This is a genomic window from Streptomyces sp. NPDC007088, from assembly GCF_042869355.1.
Classification (GTDB): domain Bacteria; phylum Actinomycetota; class Actinomycetes; order Streptomycetales; family Streptomycetaceae; genus Streptomyces.
This window is the reverse complement of record NZ_JBIAFO010000022.1, coordinates 59,363-78,416: the sequence shown is the minus strand read 5'-3', so window position 1 is coordinate 78,416 and position 19,054 is coordinate 59,363. Positions and strand designations below refer to the sequence as shown.

At 74.2% G+C, this 19,054-nt stretch carries 17 protein-coding genes; 10 read left to right on the top strand and 7 right to left on the bottom strand.

Annotation, left to right across the window (positions count from 1 at the left end):
* Positions 1-5: 5 nt before the first annotated feature.
* Entirely contained in the window at positions 6-1,130 is a 1,125-nt protein-coding gene (locus ACFYMP_RS27185) for a DUF1996 domain-containing protein (RefSeq protein WP_388862440.1), read from the bottom strand.
* A gap of 325 nt (positions 1,131-1,455) precedes the next feature.
* Here ACFYMP_RS27185 and ACFYMP_RS27180 point away from each other — a divergent pair, with 325 nt between their 5' ends.
* From ACFYMP_RS27180 to ACFYMP_RS27160, 5 genes are all read left to right on the top strand, one after another.
* A complete protein-coding gene (locus ACFYMP_RS27180; protein ID WP_388862438.1) occupies positions 1,456-2,508 on the top strand; it encodes a LacI family DNA-binding transcriptional regulator in 1,053 nt (350 codons plus the stop codon).
* A 1,290-nt stretch (positions 2,509-3,798) separates the two neighbouring features.
* The gene (locus ACFYMP_RS27175; protein ID WP_388862436.1) at positions 3,799-5,022 is read left to right on the top strand and encodes a beta-ketoacyl-[acyl-carrier-protein] synthase family protein; all 1,224 of its coding nucleotides are present in this window, start codon (positions 3,799-3,801) and stop codon (positions 5,020-5,022) included.
* A gap of 65 nt (positions 5,023-5,087) precedes the next feature.
* The gene (locus ACFYMP_RS27170) at positions 5,088-6,968 is read left to right on the top strand and encodes an acyl-CoA dehydrogenase family protein (RefSeq protein ID WP_388862434.1); all 1,881 of its coding nucleotides are present in this window, start codon (positions 5,088-5,090) and stop codon (positions 6,966-6,968) included.
* An 87-nt stretch (positions 6,969-7,055) separates the two neighbouring features.
* Complete coding sequence (locus ACFYMP_RS27165) at positions 7,056-7,316, top strand: acyl carrier protein (RefSeq protein WP_388862432.1); 261 nt, start codon at positions 7,056-7,058, stop codon at positions 7,314-7,316.
* Complete coding sequence (locus tag ACFYMP_RS27160; protein WP_388862430.1) at positions 7,313-8,533, top strand: beta-ketoacyl-[acyl-carrier-protein] synthase family protein; 1,221 nt, start codon at positions 7,313-7,315, stop codon at positions 8,531-8,533. The genes ACFYMP_RS27165 and ACFYMP_RS27160 overlap by 4 nt, the downstream gene beginning before the upstream one ends.
* Positions 8,534-8,599: 66 nt before the next feature.
* On the opposite strand, the gene hemC is transcribed toward ACFYMP_RS27160, so the two are convergent.
* The 3 genes from hemC to ACFYMP_RS27145 form a co-directional block, all read right to left on the bottom strand.
* A complete protein-coding gene (gene hemC, locus ACFYMP_RS27155) occupies positions 8,600-9,586 on the bottom strand; it encodes a hydroxymethylbilane synthase (protein WP_388862428.1) in 987 nt (328 codons plus the stop codon).
* Between the two features lie 111 nt (positions 9,587-9,697).
* Positions 9,698-10,570 carry a ketose-bisphosphate aldolase gene (locus ACFYMP_RS27150; protein WP_388862426.1) on the bottom strand — a complete coding sequence of 291 codons (873 nt, stop codon included), beginning with the start codon at positions 10,568-10,570 and terminating at the stop codon, positions 9,698-9,700.
* Positions 10,571-10,573: 3 nt separating this feature from the next.
* Complete coding sequence (locus ACFYMP_RS27145; RefSeq protein ID WP_388862424.1) at positions 10,574-11,458, bottom strand: SIS domain-containing protein; 885 nt, start codon at positions 11,456-11,458, stop codon at positions 10,574-10,576.
* A 137-nt stretch (positions 11,459-11,595) separates the two neighbouring features.
* On the opposite strand from ACFYMP_RS27145, the gene ACFYMP_RS27140 reads away from it, so the two are divergent.
* From ACFYMP_RS27140 to ACFYMP_RS27130, 3 genes are all read left to right on the top strand, one after another.
* Positions 11,596-12,375: a DeoR/GlpR family DNA-binding transcription regulator gene (locus tag ACFYMP_RS27140; RefSeq protein ID WP_388862422.1), complete on the top strand. Its 780-nt coding sequence runs from the start codon at positions 11,596-11,598 to the stop codon at positions 12,373-12,375.
* Between the two features lie 500 nt (positions 12,376-12,875).
* On the top strand, positions 12,876-13,709 hold the full coding sequence (locus tag ACFYMP_RS27135) for an endonuclease I family protein (protein WP_388862420.1): 834 nt from the start codon (positions 12,876-12,878) through the stop codon (positions 13,707-13,709).
* Between the two features lie 292 nt (positions 13,710-14,001).
* On the top strand, positions 14,002-14,577 hold the full coding sequence (locus tag ACFYMP_RS27130; protein ID WP_388862418.1) for a TetR/AcrR family transcriptional regulator: 576 nt from the start codon (positions 14,002-14,004) through the stop codon (positions 14,575-14,577).
* 164 nt (positions 14,578-14,741) lie between these two features.
* Here the strand turns inward: ACFYMP_RS27130 and ACFYMP_RS27125 are convergent, their stop codons facing one another.
* Together ACFYMP_RS27125 and ACFYMP_RS27120 are read right to left on the bottom strand one after the other, a co-directional pair.
* The gene (locus ACFYMP_RS27125; RefSeq protein WP_388862416.1) at positions 14,742-15,485 is read right to left on the bottom strand and encodes a methylated-DNA--[protein]-cysteine S-methyltransferase; all 744 of its coding nucleotides are present in this window, start codon (positions 15,483-15,485) and stop codon (positions 14,742-14,744) included.
* Positions 15,482-16,090 carry an RNA polymerase sigma factor gene (locus ACFYMP_RS27120; RefSeq protein ID WP_388862414.1) on the bottom strand — a complete coding sequence of 203 codons (609 nt, stop codon included), beginning with the start codon at positions 16,088-16,090 and terminating at the stop codon, positions 15,482-15,484. Before ACFYMP_RS27120 ends, ACFYMP_RS27125 begins: the two co-directional genes overlap by 4 nt.
* 138 nt (positions 16,091-16,228) lie before the next feature.
* Between ACFYMP_RS27120 and ACFYMP_RS27115 the strand changes: the two genes are divergently transcribed.
* The gene (locus tag ACFYMP_RS27115; RefSeq protein ID WP_388862413.1) at positions 16,229-17,296 is read left to right on the top strand and encodes a P1 family peptidase; all 1,068 of its coding nucleotides are present in this window, start codon (positions 16,229-16,231) and stop codon (positions 17,294-17,296) included.
* Between the two features lie 242 nt (positions 17,297-17,538).
* Positions 17,539-18,627 (top strand): NAD(+)/NADH kinase, encoded by a 1,089-nt coding sequence (locus ACFYMP_RS27110; RefSeq protein ID WP_388862411.1) that lies wholly within the window; start codon positions 17,539-17,541, stop codon positions 18,625-18,627.
* 92 nt (positions 18,628-18,719) lie between these two features.
* Here ACFYMP_RS27110 and ACFYMP_RS27105 read toward each other — a convergent pair whose 3' ends face one another.
* Positions 18,720-18,944 (bottom strand): DUF6296 family protein, encoded by a 225-nt coding sequence (locus ACFYMP_RS27105; RefSeq protein ID WP_388862409.1) that lies wholly within the window; start codon positions 18,942-18,944, stop codon positions 18,720-18,722.
* Between the last annotated feature and the right edge of the window lie 110 nt (positions 18,945-19,054).

Sequence of the window (19,054 nt, the reverse complement as noted above, 5' to 3'; positions counted from 1 at the left end):
TCCGGTCAGGGCAGTTCGTAGTTCGCGTTGAGGGCCGCTCCCCGGTCCGGGTTGGTCTCGTCGTAGCCCCGGGCGTCGCACTGGAGGCCCCCGACGATGCAGTGGTTCACCAGGGCCTTCAGCGTCGCGTCGTCCCAGGCGTTGAAGAAGTCGTAGTGGAAGGTGTGGGCCGCACCGCTGGCCAGCCGGAGCTTGGAGGTGTCACCGTTGACCGGCCAGGCCATCTTGAACTCGATCATCGGCAGTGCGACGGGGTGAGTGCTCGGGCACATGTTGTCGTTGGTGCCGGGCTTCACGACCGGGTAGGACATGTGGGCCTTGTGGTCGGGGGTGTCCAGGTTCTTCCCGTCCCAGCAACTGGGTGCCTGGAAGCGGAGGTTGAGCTGTACGTCCGGCCGGCTGGGGCAGCTCGGGGGGAACTCGGTGTTGAAGTAGCTGTCCCCGCACTCCCAGCCCTCGACGAACCCCTTGCTGTTGCGGAACTCCTCCGCGGACTGCATCGGGCTGCCCACCACGAACCGCAGCCCCTTGGGGAAGGGGCGCACGCTCGTGTAGTCGGTGACCCCCGACTTGTAGTAGATCGTCTGCGGGCCCACCGGGAGGATCTTCTGGTCGCCGTTGTAGAGGGAGGGCATCCAGTAACCGGACCTGTCGGCGGGCGCCTTGCAACTCGAGGTGCCGGCGTCCAGGGTCGCGGTCGTGGACTTGGCGTTCGTGGTGCGGTTGCCCATGAACGTGTGGTCGTGCGAGGCACCGGGCTGGCCGGGGTACACGATCGGGTCGTCCGGGGCGGTGTGTGTCTGCGAACAGTTGGCCTGGAACTCGTGGAAGTACCGGTGCGGCGGCATCTGGGCCGGCGGAGGGCTCGCGGTGACGGGCGGTACGGCCGGGATGTAGCCGTCGCCGTCGGGGTCGTCGCCGAACGCCCTGGGCGCGGCCGGAGCCATGTGCTTGCTGTGTGCGGCCGGAGCGGCCCGGTCGGCCTGGACCGCGCTGACCGAGGACTTCTGCGGGGCTTCGCCCGCCGACGCCTGGGGCAGCGCCAGCCCCACCGAGGCGGCGAGCACCGCCGCCGCGACCAGTATTCCGGAACCGTACGTCGAGCTGCGGAAACGCGATCCCCTCGCCATGGGAGACCTCCTGTCGTCCGAGCGGATGGGGGGAAGAGCGCTCCGGTGCCGCGCACTCCCCCGTCCCCGGCCCGCCGTCAGGAGCTGGGCCGCGGACGTATGACGCGTCGGGAGAGCGCTCTCCCACTTCCGGAGTGTTCCGCCGCTGACAAGTTCGTGTCAAGGGAAGATGAACGTCTCGTTTCCGTTATCGTTCCGCCCTCGCTCCGGTCCGCGAGCGTGTGGGATGGTGATTTTCGGACAGTGGGCCGATGTGGTCCCGTCTCGCTCGCGGGGCTTGGGCGAAGGCCGCGGAGAGCGCTCTCCGCTCGGTTAGGCTGCTGGCATGAGCAGAGAGCCGCAGGCCCGTACCGGAGCGCCCACGCTGGAGGATGTGGCGCGGGTGGCCGGGGTCTCACGGGCGACCGTCTCGCGGGTGGTCAACGGGGTGCGCAACGTCGACCCCGCCATCCAGTCGGCGGTGCGCGAGGCCATCACGGCGACCGGTTACGCGCCGAACCGGGCGGCCCGGTCCCTCGTGACCCGGCGCGCGGGCACCATCGCGCTCGTGGTCTCCGGGGCGGGCGGCGACGCGGAGGGCGCCGATTTCGCCGCGCGGGTCTTCGCCGACCCCTTCTTCGGCCGCGTGGTCGGCGGGGTGGTGGGGTACCTGCGACCGCGCTCCCTGCACCCCGTCCTCCTGTTCGCCGAGACGGACGTGACCCGGGAGCAGGTGATCGCCTACCTGCGCCAGGGCAGTGCGGACGGCGCGCTCGTGGTCTCGACCCACGCCGCGGACCCCCTGCCCGCGCGGATCGTGGAGACCGGGGTTCCGGCCGTGCTGTTCGCCCGGCCGGGTATCCCGGTGCCCCTGAGCTACGTGGATCTCGCCCACCGCGAGGGGGGCCGGATGGCCGCCGAACATCTTTTGGAGCGCGGTCGCAGCCGGATCGTGACGATCACCGGGCCACTGGACGTGCTCGCCGGCCAGGACCGGCTCACCGGCTTCCGGGAGGCGATGGCTCGCCGGGGAACAGCCCATGTCCCCTTCGCCGAGGGCGGGTTCACGCTGGCCAGCGGCGAGGAGGCGATGCGTGGACTGCTGCGCGAGGTGCCCGATCTCGACGGCGTCTTCGCGGCCAACGACCTGATGGCGCAGGGGGCGTGCCAGGTCCTGCGCGAACAGGGGCGGCGCATCCCGCGGGACGTCTCGGTGGTCGGGTTCGACGACAGCGCGGCCGCGACGACCTGCCGCCCACCGCTGACGACCGTACGGCAGCCGGTCGAGGCCATGGGGGCGGAGATGGCGCGGCTGCTGCACGAGCGTATCGAGGGCGGACCGGCCGAGGCCGAAGCGGTGCTCTTCGATCCCGAGCTGATCGTGCGCGAGTCGTCCTGACCACGGGCCGGGCCGCCGGGCCGGCGCCGGGTCCCGGTGGACGAACCCCAGGGCTCGCGGAGTGCCGGTGACCGCCCCCGCGGCGCCCGGGACGACGGCACGGACAGCCCTCGTCGCGCGACCCCGGCAGGGCCATCGAGCCCGCTCCGGAGCGCCTGTCCGGATTCAGCCGTACGGTCGCCGTCCTCCCAGCGAGTGAAGTCCCCAGGGTCACGCTGCGTCATGCGACGGCGTTTGCGCAGGTAGTCGCCACTATGGGTGCGCGGGCGCCGCAGGTTTGCGACAGGGAACGGGTCGTCATGCGGTAGGAATGTCCTGGCCGATCTTGCCGGAATGTTTCTCCGTGGCGAGTTTGTTTCCTTTGCCCGTGTACGGCCATTTCTGTGACGGAGTGTGATGCAGTCGCTAGTCATGCCGCTCGACGGCCTCGTACGCCTCGGGACGCTCCCGCGGGGCGCGGCGGCGTACGAGCGGTTCGGCGGACGAGTGCTCTGTCGTGCGGTCACCCACGCGTCCTTCCCGCCACCCCGGGAGGCGCACGCGCGGTCGGCGGACCGGCGCGGGGGAGCGGGCGGACGGCTCGTACGAGCGGCGGCGGTGACGGCGACGGCGACCACGGTGGACCCGGCCCACAAGGCCGCCCCGTGTCCGTGCGGGGAGTCCGGGCCGCCCCCGCCAGGCCCGCGGCGGTGCCCTCACCCGGTCACGCCCGGCCGGTACATGCGGGGCCGGGGCACGGCAGCGGCCGTCCGGACCGCGTCCGGTGCCCTTGCTTCCGGACAACTCCCGCTTGAGGGAGTCCGGTTCGTGTACGGAACCGGCTCTCCACGCGCTCGCGGGGCGCAGGGGGTCTGCGGCCGGAGCCCAGGCTGTGCTCGACGACCATCGCACCGTCCGTGCGGACCGCGCACCGCGCGGGGCCTGTCCTGGGGCGGCCCCGCCGTGCGCCCCGAGCCTCCGCGCGGACGAGCAGGCGAACGGTTTCTGCGCCTCTCCGCGCCCCGTACGGACAGGAGGCCGATCGCCTCCAGGCGGTCCGGAGCGGCGCCGGGGCCCCTCGCACGGAGCTGAACGGCCCCGGCGGGGCCGGTGACGTCACCCCGTCGGCCGTGCCGGGCCGGCCGCCTCCCCACCGTCCGGGCACCGTCCGGCGCGGGCCCCGGCACCTCGCACCCCGCCGGTTCACGGTCCGTCCACGGCCGACTGTCCTGTCCAACCCACTCGAACTCAAGGAAAGCGCATGGAGCGTGTACCGACGCCAGGGCCACGAGCGTGCGGCGGTGATCAGCCGTGAACCGTCGTGCGGTGGCCGTCACCGGCCTGGGTGCGGTGAGCCCGGCCGGGCTCGGCACCGGTGCCCTGTGGGACGCCCTGTGCGCAGGCCGCTCCCTGGCCCGGCGGCTGCCCGAACTGGGCTCCGCGCCCGTCGGCTTCGGGTGCGCGCTGCCCGAGGACATCGACGTGGACGCGGAGGTCGGAGGGCGCGCGGCCTGGCGTATGGGACGCTTCAGCAAGCTCGCGCTGCTCGCCGCCCGGGAGGCCGTCCAGGACGCCGGGCTCGACCCGGCCACCTGGGAGGGGACGCGGGTCGCGGTCGTGCTGGGCGTCGGTGTCGGAGGGGTGTCGGCGCTCGTGGACAACGTACGCCGCCTCGACAGCCGTGGGCCGGAGGCGGTCGCGCCCTCCCTCGTCCCGCTCATGATGCCCAACGCGGCGGCGGGTGAGATCGCCATCGCCCTCGGCGCACGGGGCCCCTCGCTCGCGCCCACCACGGCCTGCGCCTCCGGTGCGAGCGCGCTCGCGGTCGGCCGGGACCTCCTCGACACCGGGCAGTGCGATCTCGTGATCGCCGGAGGCGCCGAGTCCCTCCTGACCCCGCTCGTGCTCGCGGCCTTCGCGCGGATGGGCGCCCTGTCGACCCGTACCGACCCGGCCACCGCCTCGCGCCCGTTCGCCGAGGACCGAGACGGCTTCGTCCTCGGCGAGGGAGCGGGCGTGGTGATCCTCGAACGCCTCGCCCACGCCAGGGCCCGGCGCGCCCGCGTACGCGCCCTGCTCGCCGGTACGGGTTCCTCGACCGACGCCTACCATCCGACCGCCCCGCCGGCCGACGGGGCGGGCGCGCGGGAAGCGGTACGTGCCGCGCTGCGGGACGCCGGCTGGTCCGCGCAGGACGTCGACCACATCAACGCGCACGGCACCTCGACCCCGCTCAACGACGCGATGGAAGCCGCCGTCATCACCCGCACCTACGCCCGCCCGCCGGTCGTGACCGCGGTCAAGGGCACCATCGGCCACACCTTCGGCGCGGCCGGGGCGCTGGAGGCCGTGGTGTCGGTGCTCACCCTGGAACACCAAGTGGTGCCGCCCGTCGCGAACCTCGACCTGAGCGGTATGGGGTTCGACCTGGACTGCGTCACCAAGACCCCGAGGCCGGTGCGGCTCGCCACCGCGCTGAGCCACTCCTTCGGATTCGGCGGCCACAACGTGGTCCTCGCCCTCTGCTGCCCATGACCCCCGAAACACCCCGCCCGGAGCCCCCACTCCAGGTCGAGAACGCAGAACGGAGAACAGTGGACGTGCACGACACGACACGACTGCCCGGCACGCTCGACGGACTGACCCCCCTGCTCATCGGTCCCGAGGCCGGACGCTGGCGTGCGCTGGTGGCCCGGGACTCCCTGCTGCCCACCGGGACGACGGACCGCGAGGAGCGCCTGCGCACCGCGTACCGGCGGCTGCGTCAGGTCCGTGACGTCCAGGCGGAGGCGGGAGGCGGCCTCGGCCTCGCCCGCGACCTCGCCGCGCTGGCGAGCCTGCACGAGTGGACGGCGCCGGTCGACCCGGACCTCTCGACGGTCGCGGGCATCCACTACAACCTCTTCCTCGGCAGCCTCGTGGACCACGCGGGCCCCGGGGCGCGCGACCTCGGCCCGTACGAGGCGGTGGAACGGGTCGGCACCTTCCTGTGCACCGAAGTGGCGCACGGCAACGACGCGGTGGCCCTGGAGACCCGCGCCGAATGGGACGCGGAACGCTCCGGCTTCGTGCTCACCACCCCGCACGCGGGGGCGCAGAAGTTCATGCCCAACACCAGTACGTGCGGCGGGCCGAAGACCGCTGTCGTGGCGGCCCGGCTGATCGACCGGGACGGCACGGACCAGGGCGTCTTCCTGTTCCTGGTGGATCTCACCGGGCCCGAAGGGCCGCTGCCCGGCGTACGGGTGCGCAGGCTGCCCGACCGGATGGGCAGCTCCGTCGACCACTGCCTCACCTCCTTCGACCGGGTCTTCGTGCCCCGCGCGGCGCTGCTCACCGGGGACCAGGGCGGCGTCGACGAGACGGGGGCCTTCACCGCGGCCCTGGCCGGCCGCCGACGGCGGTTCCTCGTCTCGATCGGCCGGGTCACGGCCGGCCGGATCTGCATGAGCGCCTCGGCCGTCGGCTCGGCCCGGCTCGCCCTCGCCCTCGCCGTCCGGTACGCGCGACACCGGACGATCACCGGGGTACGGGCCGGCGAGCGTGTCCCGCTGCTCGCGCACCGCACACACCACGCACCCCTCGTGGAGGCGATCGCGACGACGTACGCCATGAACCTCCTGCACCGCGCCGCGCTCCACCGCTGGCTGCACCACACCCCGGCCGAGGCCGCCGAAGCGGCCCGGGAGAGCGCCGTGGCCAAGGCGTGGATCACCTGGCAGGCCCGTTCCGTCCTGACCGAGTGCCGCGAACGCTGCGGGGCCCAGGGCCTGTTGGCGAACAACCTGCTGCCCTTCCTGGTCACCGGGATCGAGGGAGCCATCACCGCCGAGGGCGACAACCTGCCGGTGTACGCGAAGGCCGCCGCCGAACTGGTCGCCTCCCCGGCCGTGCCCCGGCCCGCGAGCGGGCCCGCGGGACGCGAGCTGACCGACTACGGCTTCCAGCGTGACCTGTTCACCACCGCCGAGTCCCTGCACCACGAACACGCCCGCGCCGCCATGCGCTCGGTCCCCGCGGGCGACGCACTCGACCGCTGGAACGCGGGCGCACCCGCCGCGCTCCGTCTCGTCGAGGCGCACGCCGTGGGACAGGCGCTCGACGCGCTCGCCGCCGCCGAGGCCGGCCTCGCGCACGGCACCCCCGAGCGCACCGCGCTCGCCGACCTGCGCACCCTCTTCGCGCTCACCCGCCTCGACGGGACGGCGGCAGGACTCCTCGCCGAGGGAGCGATGACCGCCCATCAGGTGCGCGCGCTGTCCGGGCTGCGGGAGGCACTCGTCGCGGACCTCGCCCCGCGTGCCGCCGCACTGACCGCGGCCTTCTCGGTGCCGTCCGAAGTGCTCGACGCCCTTCCGCTGGGCCGCCCCGACTTCCTCGACACCTATGACGACCCCGGCGGGCCGTGGCACGGCGACCCGGTCCTCACCGAGACCGCCGCCGGAACGCTCCCTCCGGCCGCGGTGGGCGCCTTGAGCTGACGCCCCCGGTCCGCACGGCCGCCCGCCGCCCCCTGTTCTCTCCTCGACCTTCCTCTCCGCAACGCGACCCCTCATGGAGGAACCACCATGACCGAGACCGGCTCCGGCACGATCCACCCGGAGATCCTCGACATCCTGACCGGCACGTTCAAGATCCCGCACGCCGAACTCCGTCCCGACGCCACCGTGGACAGCCTGGAGATGGACTCCCTGGCCGTGGCCGAACTCGCCGTCGTGCTCAAGGAGCGCACGGGGGTGGACGTCGACGCCGGCGAAGTCCACAAGAACGCGACCCTCGCCGAGATCACCGGCCACCTCGACCGCGCCACCAAGAACGCCACCCGATGAGCGCGCCCGCCGTCGTCGTCACCGGCCTGGGCATGATCACTCCGGCCGGCGGCGACGCCGAATCCACCTGGAAGGGCGTCTGCGCGGGAATCTCCACCGCCCGCCCGCTACCCGAACTCGCGGGCCTGCCCATCGACTTCGCGTGCACCGTCGACGGCGACCTGGCCGGCGCGGTGGGCGGCAGGGCCGCCTACCGGATGGGCCGCTTCACTCTGCTGGGACTGCTCGCGGCCGTCGAGGCCGTGGCGGACGCCGGGCACGACCCCGCGACCTGGGACGGTACCCGTGTCGCGGTCGTCGTCGGCACCAGTAGCGGCGGAACGGCCTCGCTGACCGAGCAGGCGGCGCTCTACGAGCGGCGCGGCCCCGGGGCGACCTCCCCGCAGGGCGTCCTGCTGACCATCCCGAACATGCCGGCCGCCGAGATCGCCATCCGCATGCACGCGACCGGACCGAGCATGGCCCCCTGCACGGCCTGCTCCTCCGGGGTGACCGCGCTGTCCGTGGCGCGCGACCTGCTGGCCTCCGGCGCCTGCGACGTCGCCGTCGCGGGGGCCACCGAGTCCCTCGTGTTCCCGCTCGTCATGCAGGCTTTCGCGACCTCGGGGGCCGGGGCCCGCACGGACGGCGATCCCGCCCAAGCCTGCCGCCCCTTCGCACCCGACCGTTCGGGTCTGGTCGTGGGCGAGGGCGCCGCCATCATGGTCCTGGAACGCGAGGACGACGCGCGGGCCAGAGGCGCACGGTGCCGGGCCCGTCTCGCGGGCTTCGGGGCCTCCACCGACGCCCACCACCCGACGCGCCCCCACCCCTCGGGGCGGATCGCCGAGGTGGCGGCACGCTCCGCGCTGCGCGAGGCCGGATGGACACCCGAGGAGGTCCAGCACGTCAACGCGCACGGCACCTCGACCGTACTCAACGACGCCACCGAGGCCGCGTTGATCGCCCGGCTCTACCCGCACCGGCCCCCCGTCACCGCGCCCAAGGGGGTGCTCGGGCACTGCATGGGCGCGTCCGGGGCCATCGAGGCGGGGCTGACCGTCCTGAGTCTCGAACACGGACTCGTCCCGCCGGTCGCCAACCTCGACGCGCCCGACCCGGCGTTCGCCATCGACTGCGTCACCAAGACGACACGCCGGGTCGACCTGCGGCGGGCCGTCAGCCACTCCTTCGGCTTCGGCGGTCACAACGCCGTGGTCGCCCTGGAGCGGGACTGAACCACGCGGGACCGACACGCCGGGCCGGAGGTGTTCCGGCCCGGCGGGCGCCGGCCGCGGGGGCGCTCAGCGCGCACCGGCCGCCCCCGGACGCCGCCCCGCCCACGCGTGCGGCAGCAACCGGTCCGCGCCCTCGGCGAGCAGACGACGCGCCGTCTCCTTGCCGACAGCGACCGGCTCCGTGCCCTGCCCGCGCGTGTCGATCCGGACCGTCGCCGAGCCGTCCGGAGCGAACACCGCGGCGTGCACCGCGAGCGCGCCGTCCGGGTGCAGGACCGCGTGCACCGAGGCGGCCGTCGCGCAGTCGCCGAACAGGGCGGCCAGCGCGGCCCGTTCGGCCCGCAGCACGATCTCGGTGGGGGCGTGGTTCAACGGGGCCAGCAGCTCGGCCATCGCCGTGTCGCCCGCCCGGTGCTCGACACACACGATCCCCGCACCGGTCGCGGGCAGCCACACCGCGGGGTCGAGGATCTGCGAGGCCCGCTCCTGCACCCCGAGCCGCAGCATCCCGGAACGTGCGACGACCAGCGCGCCCAGCCCGCGGGCCCCCTCGTCCAGCCGCTGGAGCCGCCCGTCGAGATTGCCCCGCACCGGCACCGGACGCAGCGCGGGACAGAGGGACCTCAGCTGGGCGATCCGTCGCGGGGCCCCCGTCCCCACACAGGTGCCCGCCTCCAGCGCGTCGAGGCCGAGGGGACGCGCACCGAGCGGGAGGACCACGGCGTCCCGCGGATCGTCGCGCTCCAGCACAGCTCCGCGCACGATGCCCGGCAGCCGGTCGTGCGGACTGGGCAGATCCTTCGCGCAGGACACGGACAGCTCCGCGCCCCCGCCCAGCAGCACGTCGTCGATGGCCTTCACGAAGGCGCCCTTGCCGCCGACGGAGGCCAGCGGGCCCGTGTGCCGGTCGCCCAGCGTCAGCACCGGTACGAGCCGGAAACGCAGGCCGGGCCAGGCCGCACGCAGCAGACGCAGACAGGTCCGCGCCTGGTACGTGGCCATCGGACTGGTACGGGAGGCCAACCGGATCTCGGTGCCGGACGGGACCGCCATGACGGGCTCCTTCGCTCGGGGTGGCAATGAGGGGGCGCTGTCCCGGGCAGGGCGTCCCGCCCGGGACAGCGCCCCCTCATGCCGTCACCAACGAGCCGGGGCCCGCCGGTGTCACGGCCGCGCCGCGATCGCCTCCCCCCGCACGAGCCGCGCCAGCTCGGTCACGGTCCGGGTCATCTCGTCCCGGCCCGCGCGCAGGTACCGCCTCGCGTCGACGGTCCGCGGCTGGGCGTCGAGCACCGCGCGCACCGCGCCGGTCATCGCGATGTTGAGCGCGGTGCCCACGTTGACCTTCGTGATCCCGCCGCGCACCGCCCGCCGCAACTCCTCGTCCGGCACCCCCGAGGAGCCGTGCAGGACGAGTGGTACGTCCACGCACGCGCGCAGCCCCTCCAGCAGCGCGTGGTCCAGGACGGCCGTACGCGAGGTCATGGCGTGGCTGCTGCCCACGGCGACCGCGAGGGCGTCCACCCCGGAGGCCGAGACGAAGGCACGGGCCTGGACGGGATCGGTCCTGGCCCCCGCGGCGTGCGCGTCGAGCGGTGGCGCGCCGTCCTTCCCGCCCACCTCTCCGAGCTCCGCCTCTACCCACAGGCCGTGCGCGTGCGCCCAGCGGGCCGCCGCCCGCGTCGCCGCGAGGTTCTCCTCGTACGGCAGGTGGGCCCCGTCGAACATGACGGAGCCGAAGTCCGCGTCGGCGGCCTGCCGCAACAACTCCTCGCTCTTGACGTGGTCGAGGTGCAGGGCAGCCGGCACCGCGCAGGCCCGTGCCTCGGCGACGGCGGCGCGGGCGAGCGGGGCGAGCCGGCCGCCGTGGTACTTCACCGCGTTCTCGCTCACCTGGAGGACGACGGGGACACCCGCCGCCTCCGCGCCCGCCACCACGGCCTCGACGTGTTCGAGGGTGATGACGTTGAAGGCTGCTATCCCCACCCCCTCCGCACGCGCCCGCGCGACGAGTTCACCCGTTTCGACGAGCGGCATCGCCTACACCTCGTCGAGCACGACAGAGCGGGTGAGGTGGCGCGGGGAGTCCGGGTCCAGGCCCCCGGCCTCGGCGAGCGCCACCGCGAGGCGCTGGGCCCGCAGGAGGTCGGCGAGCGGATCGAGGCGGCCGTTCACCCACAGCCCGCCGGTCTCGCGCACCTGCTGCGCCAGCCCGTCGGGCGCGTCCCCGAACATCCAGGTCGCGGTACCCGCCGTCGTGATGCTGATGGGCCCGTGGCGGTACTCCATCGCGGGGTACGCCTCGGTCCAGGACAGCGAGGCCTCCCGCATCTTGAGCGCCGCCTCGCGCGCGATCCCGACACTCCAGCCCCGGCCGAGGAAGGTGAACTGGTGGCAGTCCAGGAGTCCGTGGGGCAGCGGGGCCTCCAGCACGGCCCGTGCCTGCGCCACCACCTCCTCGGTGTGCAGCCCGAGGTGGGCGCGCAGCAGCGTCAGCGCCGTCGTCGCGAACCGGGTCTGCACGACGGAGCGCTCGTCGGCGAAGTCGAGGACCACGACGTCGTCGGCGGCGCTCATCACGGGCGAGTCCGGGTCACCCGTGATCGCGGCGGTGCGCACCGTGCCCCGCACCTTTCCCAGCAGCTCCAGGACCTCCGTCGTGGTACCGGATCTGGTCAGCGCCAGGACCCGGTCGTAGGCGCGGGCGGCCGGGAACTCGGAGGCCGCGAAGGCGTCCGTCTCACCCTGCCCCGAGCCCTCGCGCAGTGCGGCCACGGCCTCGGCCATGAAGAGAGAGGTGCCGCAGCCCACGACGGCCACCCGCTCCCCCCGCTCGGGCAGCGCGGCACTGCCGCCCGCCGCGATCCCCGCCGCCCGCTCCCAGCACTCCGGCTGCGAGGAAAGCTCACCCTGTACATGGCTCATTGCGAGATCCCATAAGTTGAAGGAATAGTTGCCTGTGCGCGAACGCACTGGTCGAACGGCCGGTGGAGGTCGTGCGCACCCGCACCGGGTCAGGCCGCCCGCCCCCGGGGAGCCGGCCCGTCGAAAGAGAGCGAGACATGTCCCGCGACGCACGTTGGAGGGCACTGCTGGAACTCCTCGCGGACGAGGGTCGGCTCGATGTCGACCGGGCCGCCGGCGAGCTCGACGTCTCCGCCGCCACCATCCGGCGCGACTTCGACCAGCTCGCGAAGCAGCGCATGCTGGTGCGGACCCGGGGCGGGGCCGTGGCCCACGGGGTGAGCTACGACCTGCCCCTGCGGTACAAGGCCGCCCGCCGCGCCCCGGAGAAGCAGCGGATCGCGCGTGCCGTGGCCGGGCTGATCAGCACGGGGGAGGCAGTGGGACTGACCGGGGGCACCACCACCACCGAGGTGGCCGGGGCGCTCGCTGCCCGGCCCGACCTGGCGGAGGGGACACCCGCCCTCACCGTCGTCACCAACGCGCTGAACATCGCCTACGAGCTGTCCGTCCGCCCCCAGTTCAAGATCGTCCTGACCGGAGGGGTCGCCCGCCCCCAGTCCTACGAGCTCACCGGTCCCCTCGCGGACGGTGTCCTCGACCAGATCACCGTGGACACGGCCGTGCTCGGCGTCAACGCCTTCGACGCCGTACACGGCGCCGCCGCCCACCACGAGGACGAGGCGGGCATCAACCGCCTGTTGTGCGAGCGGGCCCAGCGCGTCGTCGTGGCCGCCGACGCGAGCAAGCTCGGGGTCCGCGCCTTCGCCCGGATCTGCACCGCCGATCAGGTCGACATCCTGGTCACCGACAGCAGCGCCACGGCCGAGGCCCTCGCCCCGTTCAGGGACGCGGGCATCGAGGTCCTCACGGTGTGAGGACGTCTTCCCACTGATCACCGGCCGGACGGCCGGCAGCGGTTCGGGCCGCCCGCGCCGGCCGGCCGGCCGCGCGTCACGACCGACCCGTCCCGGCGTCGTCCCGGTCGGGACGAGCACCGGCGGTGCGCCCGGCAAGGGCGCCGTGGGCACAGCGGTGGGCACTTTCACCTCCGCGTAGCGGGACAGGAAGAGAGCGGGCACGGACGGCCCCCGCGCAGCGCAGGGCGCGCTCACGGGGGTGTGGCTGCGCGATGCACTGATCCTGCACTGACGCTCAGTGAATGACAAGAGTTGATCGGAAAAAGCTCATTGAGAGCATTAACGAGCATGTTTCGAGCAACGCGTGCACGTGTCTCCTCCGGGTGGCCGGAGGGCTGTGGCGAGTGCGTAAGAGTTGTGTGAGACCGGCCCGCCGAGGGCCGGGCCATGCCACAGTGCCCAGGACCTGACGGACCGGCAGTGCTCACGAGGCGGCTGCCGCCAGCGAGAGGGCCACTATGCCGACCCCCCACCCGTCCCGCCACGTTCGTGTCTCCCGCAGGGCCCACGGGCTCGCCCTCGGCTGCGCCGCGCTCCTCGCGCTCGGCGCGGCCGCGGCTCCCGGGGCCGCCGCGCAACCGGCCGCCCCGGCCCCGCCGTCGGCGGCCGTCGCCGACTACTACGCGGACGCCGAGGGCAAGAGTGGAGCGGCGCTCAAGGACGCTCTGCACGACATCGTCAAGGACCAGACCTCGATCTCGTACTCCGCCGTGTGGGACGCGCTCGGCGACACCGACGAGGACCCGGCCGACCCCACGCACGTCATCGAGCTGTACACGGGCGCCTCCGTGGCCAAGTCCCGCAGCGGGGGCAACGCCGGTGACTGGAACCGCGAGCACGTGTGGGCCAAGAGCCACGGCGACTTCGGCACCGCCACCGGCCCCGGCACCGACCTGCACCACCTGCGCCCCGAGGATGTCGCCGTCAACGCGGCGCGCGGCAACAAGGACTTCGACGACGGGGGAGCCCCCGTCTCCGGCGCCCCGGGCAACTACACCGACGGCGACAGCTTCGAGCCGAGGGACGCGGTCAAGGGCGACGTGGCCCGGATGATCCTGTACATGGCCGTCCGCTACGAGGGCGAGGACGGCTGCCCCGACCTGGAGCCCAACGACAAGGTCAGCAACGGTTCCGCCCCCGCCCTCGGCAGGCTCTCCGTCCTCAAGGAGTGGAGCGAGCAGGACCCGCCGGACAGCTTCGAGGAACACCGCAACGACGTCATCTACACGAGCTACCAGCACAACCGGAACCCGTTCGTCGACCACCCCGAGTGGGTCGGGTCGATCTGGTGAGACGGCGGCTGGGGTGAGCGGCCGAGGTGGCCGGGAGCGTCGCCGCCACATCGCCGCGCGAGCCCACGGGCCAGGAGCGCGCGAGCGGAACGCCGGCCGCCCCCGCCGCGCGCAGCGCGAGGTGCACGATGAGCAGGATGACGATGACGAGGGCAGGAGCCGTGGCGAGAGGGGCCTTCAGCGCGTGGGCGACCCCCGGCGGTGTTCGGCGTTCCGCGGGAGTCCTGTCCTCGGCAAGGCGGAGGTGGCGGACGGAACTTGTCGGTGAAAGGTTCCGGCCTATGCTGCTCACGTGACAACTCGACACCCCTACCACCACGGCGATCTGCGCCGCGCCCTCCTGGACGCCGCCGTCGAGGCCATCGAGCGCGACGGACCCGCCCGCCTCAGCCTGCGGGATCTCGCGCGGCGGGCCGGAGTGTCCCACGCCGGCCCCGTGCACCACTTCGGTGACAAGGCAGGAGTGCTCACCGCCCTGGCGACCGAGGGGTACGGACTGCTCGCCGACGCGCTCGGAGCGAGCCCCGCCGGCGCCTCGGAACTCGTCGAACTCGGCGTCTCCTACGTGCGGTTCGCGGTACGGCACCCCGCCCACTTCGCGGTGATGTTCCGGCGCGACCTGTTGCACCCCGAGGACCCGGAACTGCGCGCGGCGCAGCAGCGGGCCCGCGCCCTGCTGACCGGGGGAGTGGAGCGGGCCGTGGGCGGCCGCACCACGGCGGGGCCGCGGCTCGCCGGAGTGGCCGCCTGGTCCCTCGTCCACGGCTACGCCTCCCTGCACCTCGTGGGGGCGCTCGGCGAGGAGGCGGGCGAGGACGTGGAGGAGACGGCCCGGGTGGTCGCGGGTCTGCTGTTCTCCTCCCCGTGAGGAGGCCACCGGCCCGCGCGACGCCGAGCGGGCCGGTCAGGGCGTGGTGCCCAGGAGAACAGGGCGTCCCGGCGGACACGGCGCCGCGTGAACCGGAGGACGCCGCCGCGTGAACCGGACACGCCGCCGCGTGAACCGCACACGGCACCGGGGAAGGCCCGTTCTCAGGCGGCCCGTTCCATCGTCAGCAACAGGTGCTTGGCCTCGGGACCGCCCGCGTATCCGCCGCTCGTCCCGTCCGAGCGCACCACCCGGTGGCACGGCACCACCAGGGGCAGCGGATTGGTGGCGCACGCGGTGCCCACGGCGCGTACCGCCCGGGGGCTGCCGGCCGCCGCCGCCACCTGGGCGTAGCTCTCGGTGCGCCCGTAGCCGATGTCGCCGAGGTGGTCCAGGACGGCGCGCCGGAAACCCTTCGACAGCCTCCGGTCCAGCGGCAGTTCGAACCGCCTGCGGGTCCCCGCGAAGTACTCGTCCAGCTGTCGTGCGCTCGCGTCGAGCCGGGCGGGGGCGCGCAGAATCCGGGGGCTCACCGTGTCGGCGAGGTCCTGGAGGACCGCGGCGTGGTCCTGTACGGCGAAGGCGACCCGGACCAGCCCCTCCCGGGTCGCGGCCAGCAGCAGGTTTCCCGCCGGGGTGTCGAGCGTGCGGTACGCGACGTCCAGGAGGTCCGCCTCCTCGGCGCGCCCGGCCAGTCGTGCGTGCAGCCTGCCGAGCGCGGGCGCCTCGTGGGCGGCCAGCCCTGAGAGCAGCCGTCCGGCCTCGGCCCGCTCCGCGCCAGAGCCCCCCGGGGCGTCCGTCGCCTCGTCCGGCCCCTCCGCGTCGCTCAGCGGACCCACCTCCTGCACCCAGCTCACCTCGTGCGCGGTCAGGTGCTCGCGCGTCTCGTTCCTCGCGGTGTCCTTCATGGCTTCGGTCCGTCCTTCCGTTTCCGCCCGTGCCCTCGTGAGCTGTTCGTGCTTCTCGTGCCTCTCGTGCTCGGCGGTTTTCGGCCCTCCTCCTCGTCGATCCGTTCCCCGCCGCTCGCGGCGCCCGCACCGGCCCGGCGCAGACCGGCGATCCCGTCCGCCGCCGCCCGGCGGGCCGCCTGCGTGCTGCCACCGGTGAGCGCGGCGATCTCCTTGTACGGCAGCCCCGCCAGGTAGTGGTAGGCGACGGCCTGTCGCTGCCGCGGCGGCAGTGCCCGCAGCGCGCTCCACAGGTCGGGGTCCGCCTCCTCGGGCCGGCCGGTCCTCGCCGTCCGGTCCGGGAGGCGCTCCACGGGTACCGCCCGGCGCGCGTTCCCCCGCGCGACGTCGAGGGCCTTGCGGTGCGCGATCGTCACGAGCCACCCCTCCACGCGGGCCCCGGCCGGCAGATCGGGGTAGGCCCGCATCGCGGACAGGAAGGTCTCGGACCAGGCGTCCTCCGCGTCGTAGGGACCCAGTACGGCCCGCGCGACGCGCAGGACGACCGGGCCGTACGCGGAGACGATCTCCTCGAAGGGCGGTTTCACGACGCTCTCAGCACTCACACCGGGTAAACGCTCGGGCGCCCCGAAACGTGAGCCGTGAAAGCGGGCGTCTTCCGGGCGTGACCCCGTGACCGCCCTGCCGCCTCGTGCAGCGGGCCGCCCGGCCGGGTGATCACCCGGCGCGGTAGCCTCCCGGCCATGCACCCAGCCGCAGCCGAACCGGCCCCCGCCCCGAAGCAGCCGCCCCGCTCGCGTGACCTCGGGCTCGGCGTCGGCGCCCTGCCCACCGGGCCGCACAACGCCCTGACCGACGTCCCCGGGGTGCGCGTGGGGCACACGACACTCGTGCGGCCCCCGCACGTGCACAGCGGCGTCACCGCGATCGTGCCCGCCGGGGTGGGGCCCGACCGGCCGCTGCCCGCCGGAGTGTTCGCGGGAAACGGCTACGGAAAGCTGCTCGGCAGCACTCAGATCGCCGAACTCGGGGCGATCGAGACACCAGTGCTCCTGACGTCCACGCTCTCCGCCTTCCGCGTCGCCGACGCCCTCGTCGGCTGGCTCCTGGAGCGGCCGGAGGCGGCCCGGACACAGAGCCTCAATCCGGTCGTGGGGGAGTGCAACGACGGACTGCTCTCCGACATCAGGACCCGCCCCGTGCGCGAGGAACACGTCCGGGCGGCTCTCGACGGCGCGGTCGGGGGCCCCGTCGCCGAGGGCTGCGTCGGGGCCGGCACCGGGATGACCGCGCTCGGCTTCAAGGCGGGGATCGGCACGTCCTCCCGGATACTGCCGCTGGCCGGGGCCGAGATCACCGTCGGCGTTCTCGTACAGGCCAACTTCGGCGGGACGCTGCGGGTCGGCGGACGTGCCGTCACACCGGCGAGCCTCGGCCTCCCGGACGGCGACCCCGAGCCGGAGAACGGCTCCTGCATGGTCCTCGTCGCCACCGACGCCCCGCTCGACGCCCGTCAGCTCACCCGGCTGGCCCGCCGCGCCGTGTACGCGCTGGCCCGCTCCGGAGCCGCCTACGGGCACGGCAGCGGGGACTACGGGCTGGCCTTCGGCACCCGCCCGGTCGGCACCCAGGCGGGCCCCGCCGCTGTCCCCGACGAGGCGCTGGACCCCGTGTTCACCGCCGTACTCGACAGCGTGGAGGAGGCCGTCCTCAACTCGCTGCTCACCGCGACCACGACGACCGGACCGCGCGGACACACCCGCCACGCCCTGCCCGCCGCCGCCCTGACGGCGCTGCTGTCCCGGCCGTAGCGGCTCGTACCCCCGGAGACGCCAGGAACCCGTGCGGAGCGCCGAGGCGATCGGGTACGGGGACAGCGACGCCGCGCGGCGGGGGAGCCCGGCACCGACCGCGGCGGACCACGTCCTGCTGACACCCGCCGCGTCCTGCCCGGCGCACACCGGCGCGCGGTGGACAATCGGCTCCCGTCGAAGCAGGCGGAGGGCCGCGCCCACACGGCCCGGTCCGCCGTGCCCCGTCACAAGGAGGCGTCGTGTCCGTCAGCCGGGTAGGACTCGTGGTGCACCAGGGGCGGCCCGCCGCCGTCGAGGTGGCCCGTGCGATCCGCGCGTGGTGCGCGGACCACGGCGTCGGCTGCCACGACATCGACGTCTGGCGGGAGGGCGAGGAGCGGCGCAGCGCGAAGGAGGAGGCGCGGGCCGCCGGACGCCCCGACCTCGTCGTCACGACCGGCGGGGACGGCACCTTCCTGCGGGGAGCGCGGGTCGCCGCGTGCGACGGGGCCGCGGTCCTCGGTGTCGACCTCGGCACCGTGGGCTTCCTCACCGAGGTGCCCGCCGCCGGAGTGCGACCCGCGCTCGACGACGTCCACGAGGGCCGGGCCACGATCGAGGAGCGCATGCTGCTCACCGTGCGCGCCTCCCGGCCGCTGGAGATCCCCACGGACATGGAGGCGCTGCTGCACTACGGGCGGGGGCCGCTGCTGCCGCCGCCACAGCCCCGCGAGGCGCCGGACCGGACCGAGGGCGGGGGCTGGGGCACGGCCCTGGACGTCTACGCCGTCAACGACATCGTGCTGGAGAAGCTCGCCAGGGACCGGCAGGTGGCCGTCGGGGTGTACATCTCCGGACGGCTGCTCGCGTCCTACTCGGCGGACGCCCTGCTGACCGCGACCCCCACGGGCTCGACCGCCTACAGCTTCGCGGCGGGCGGGCCCGTCCTGTCCCCGCACACCGAGGCGGTCGTCTTCACGCCGGTCGCTCCCCACATGACCTTCGACCGCTCCGTGATCGTGGCCCCCGACGAGCCCGTCGCGCTGCGCGTCCTGCCGCACTCGGGGCGCGCCGCCGTGAGCGTCGACGGACAACTGCGCGGGGTGCTCGAACCGGGGGACTGGATCGGCGTCTACGCGGCCCGGCGCCGGCTGCGCGTCGTGCGCATGCGCACCCCCGACTTCTACGGCAGGCTGCGCAGCCGGCTGCGGCTCACCGACGCCCCGGCGGCTGAGGAGGCGCCCCCGCTGTGGTCCTTCACCAGCCCGCCCCCGCCGGAACTGGCCCACTTGCGCATCTCGCCCCGCCCGCCGCGGAACCCGGACCAGTCCGCGCCACCGCCGCGCTGACCGGGCGGCCCGCGAGGCCGTGGCTGTGGCGCGAGGCAGGCGGAGGAAGGACGCGAAGGGCTTCCCCGCCCCGCCCCTCCCGCCACCCGGCCTCAGGTCCGCAGGGGCCTCACCTCGGAGGGAGCGTCGTGCGACTGCTGTCCGCCGCTGGCCAGCATGCGGATCTCTCCCTGGTCGTTGATCTCGGCCCGTACGATGCCGGTCTCGTCCTCGTACACGGGTGCGCCGCCGGCGCCGGTGCGGTCGGTGCGCAGGACGACGATCGCGTCCTTCACGTCGGGGTCTTCGAAGACCAGTTCATAGCCGTCCGGATACATGCGGGGGACCTCCGTCGAACCTGCCCGGGAGAGGTGATCGTCCTCGCATGATCCGTGACGGCTCGGGGCGGCGGCGCGCTGAGCTGGGCTGTTCGAGTCGCCGCCGCCCG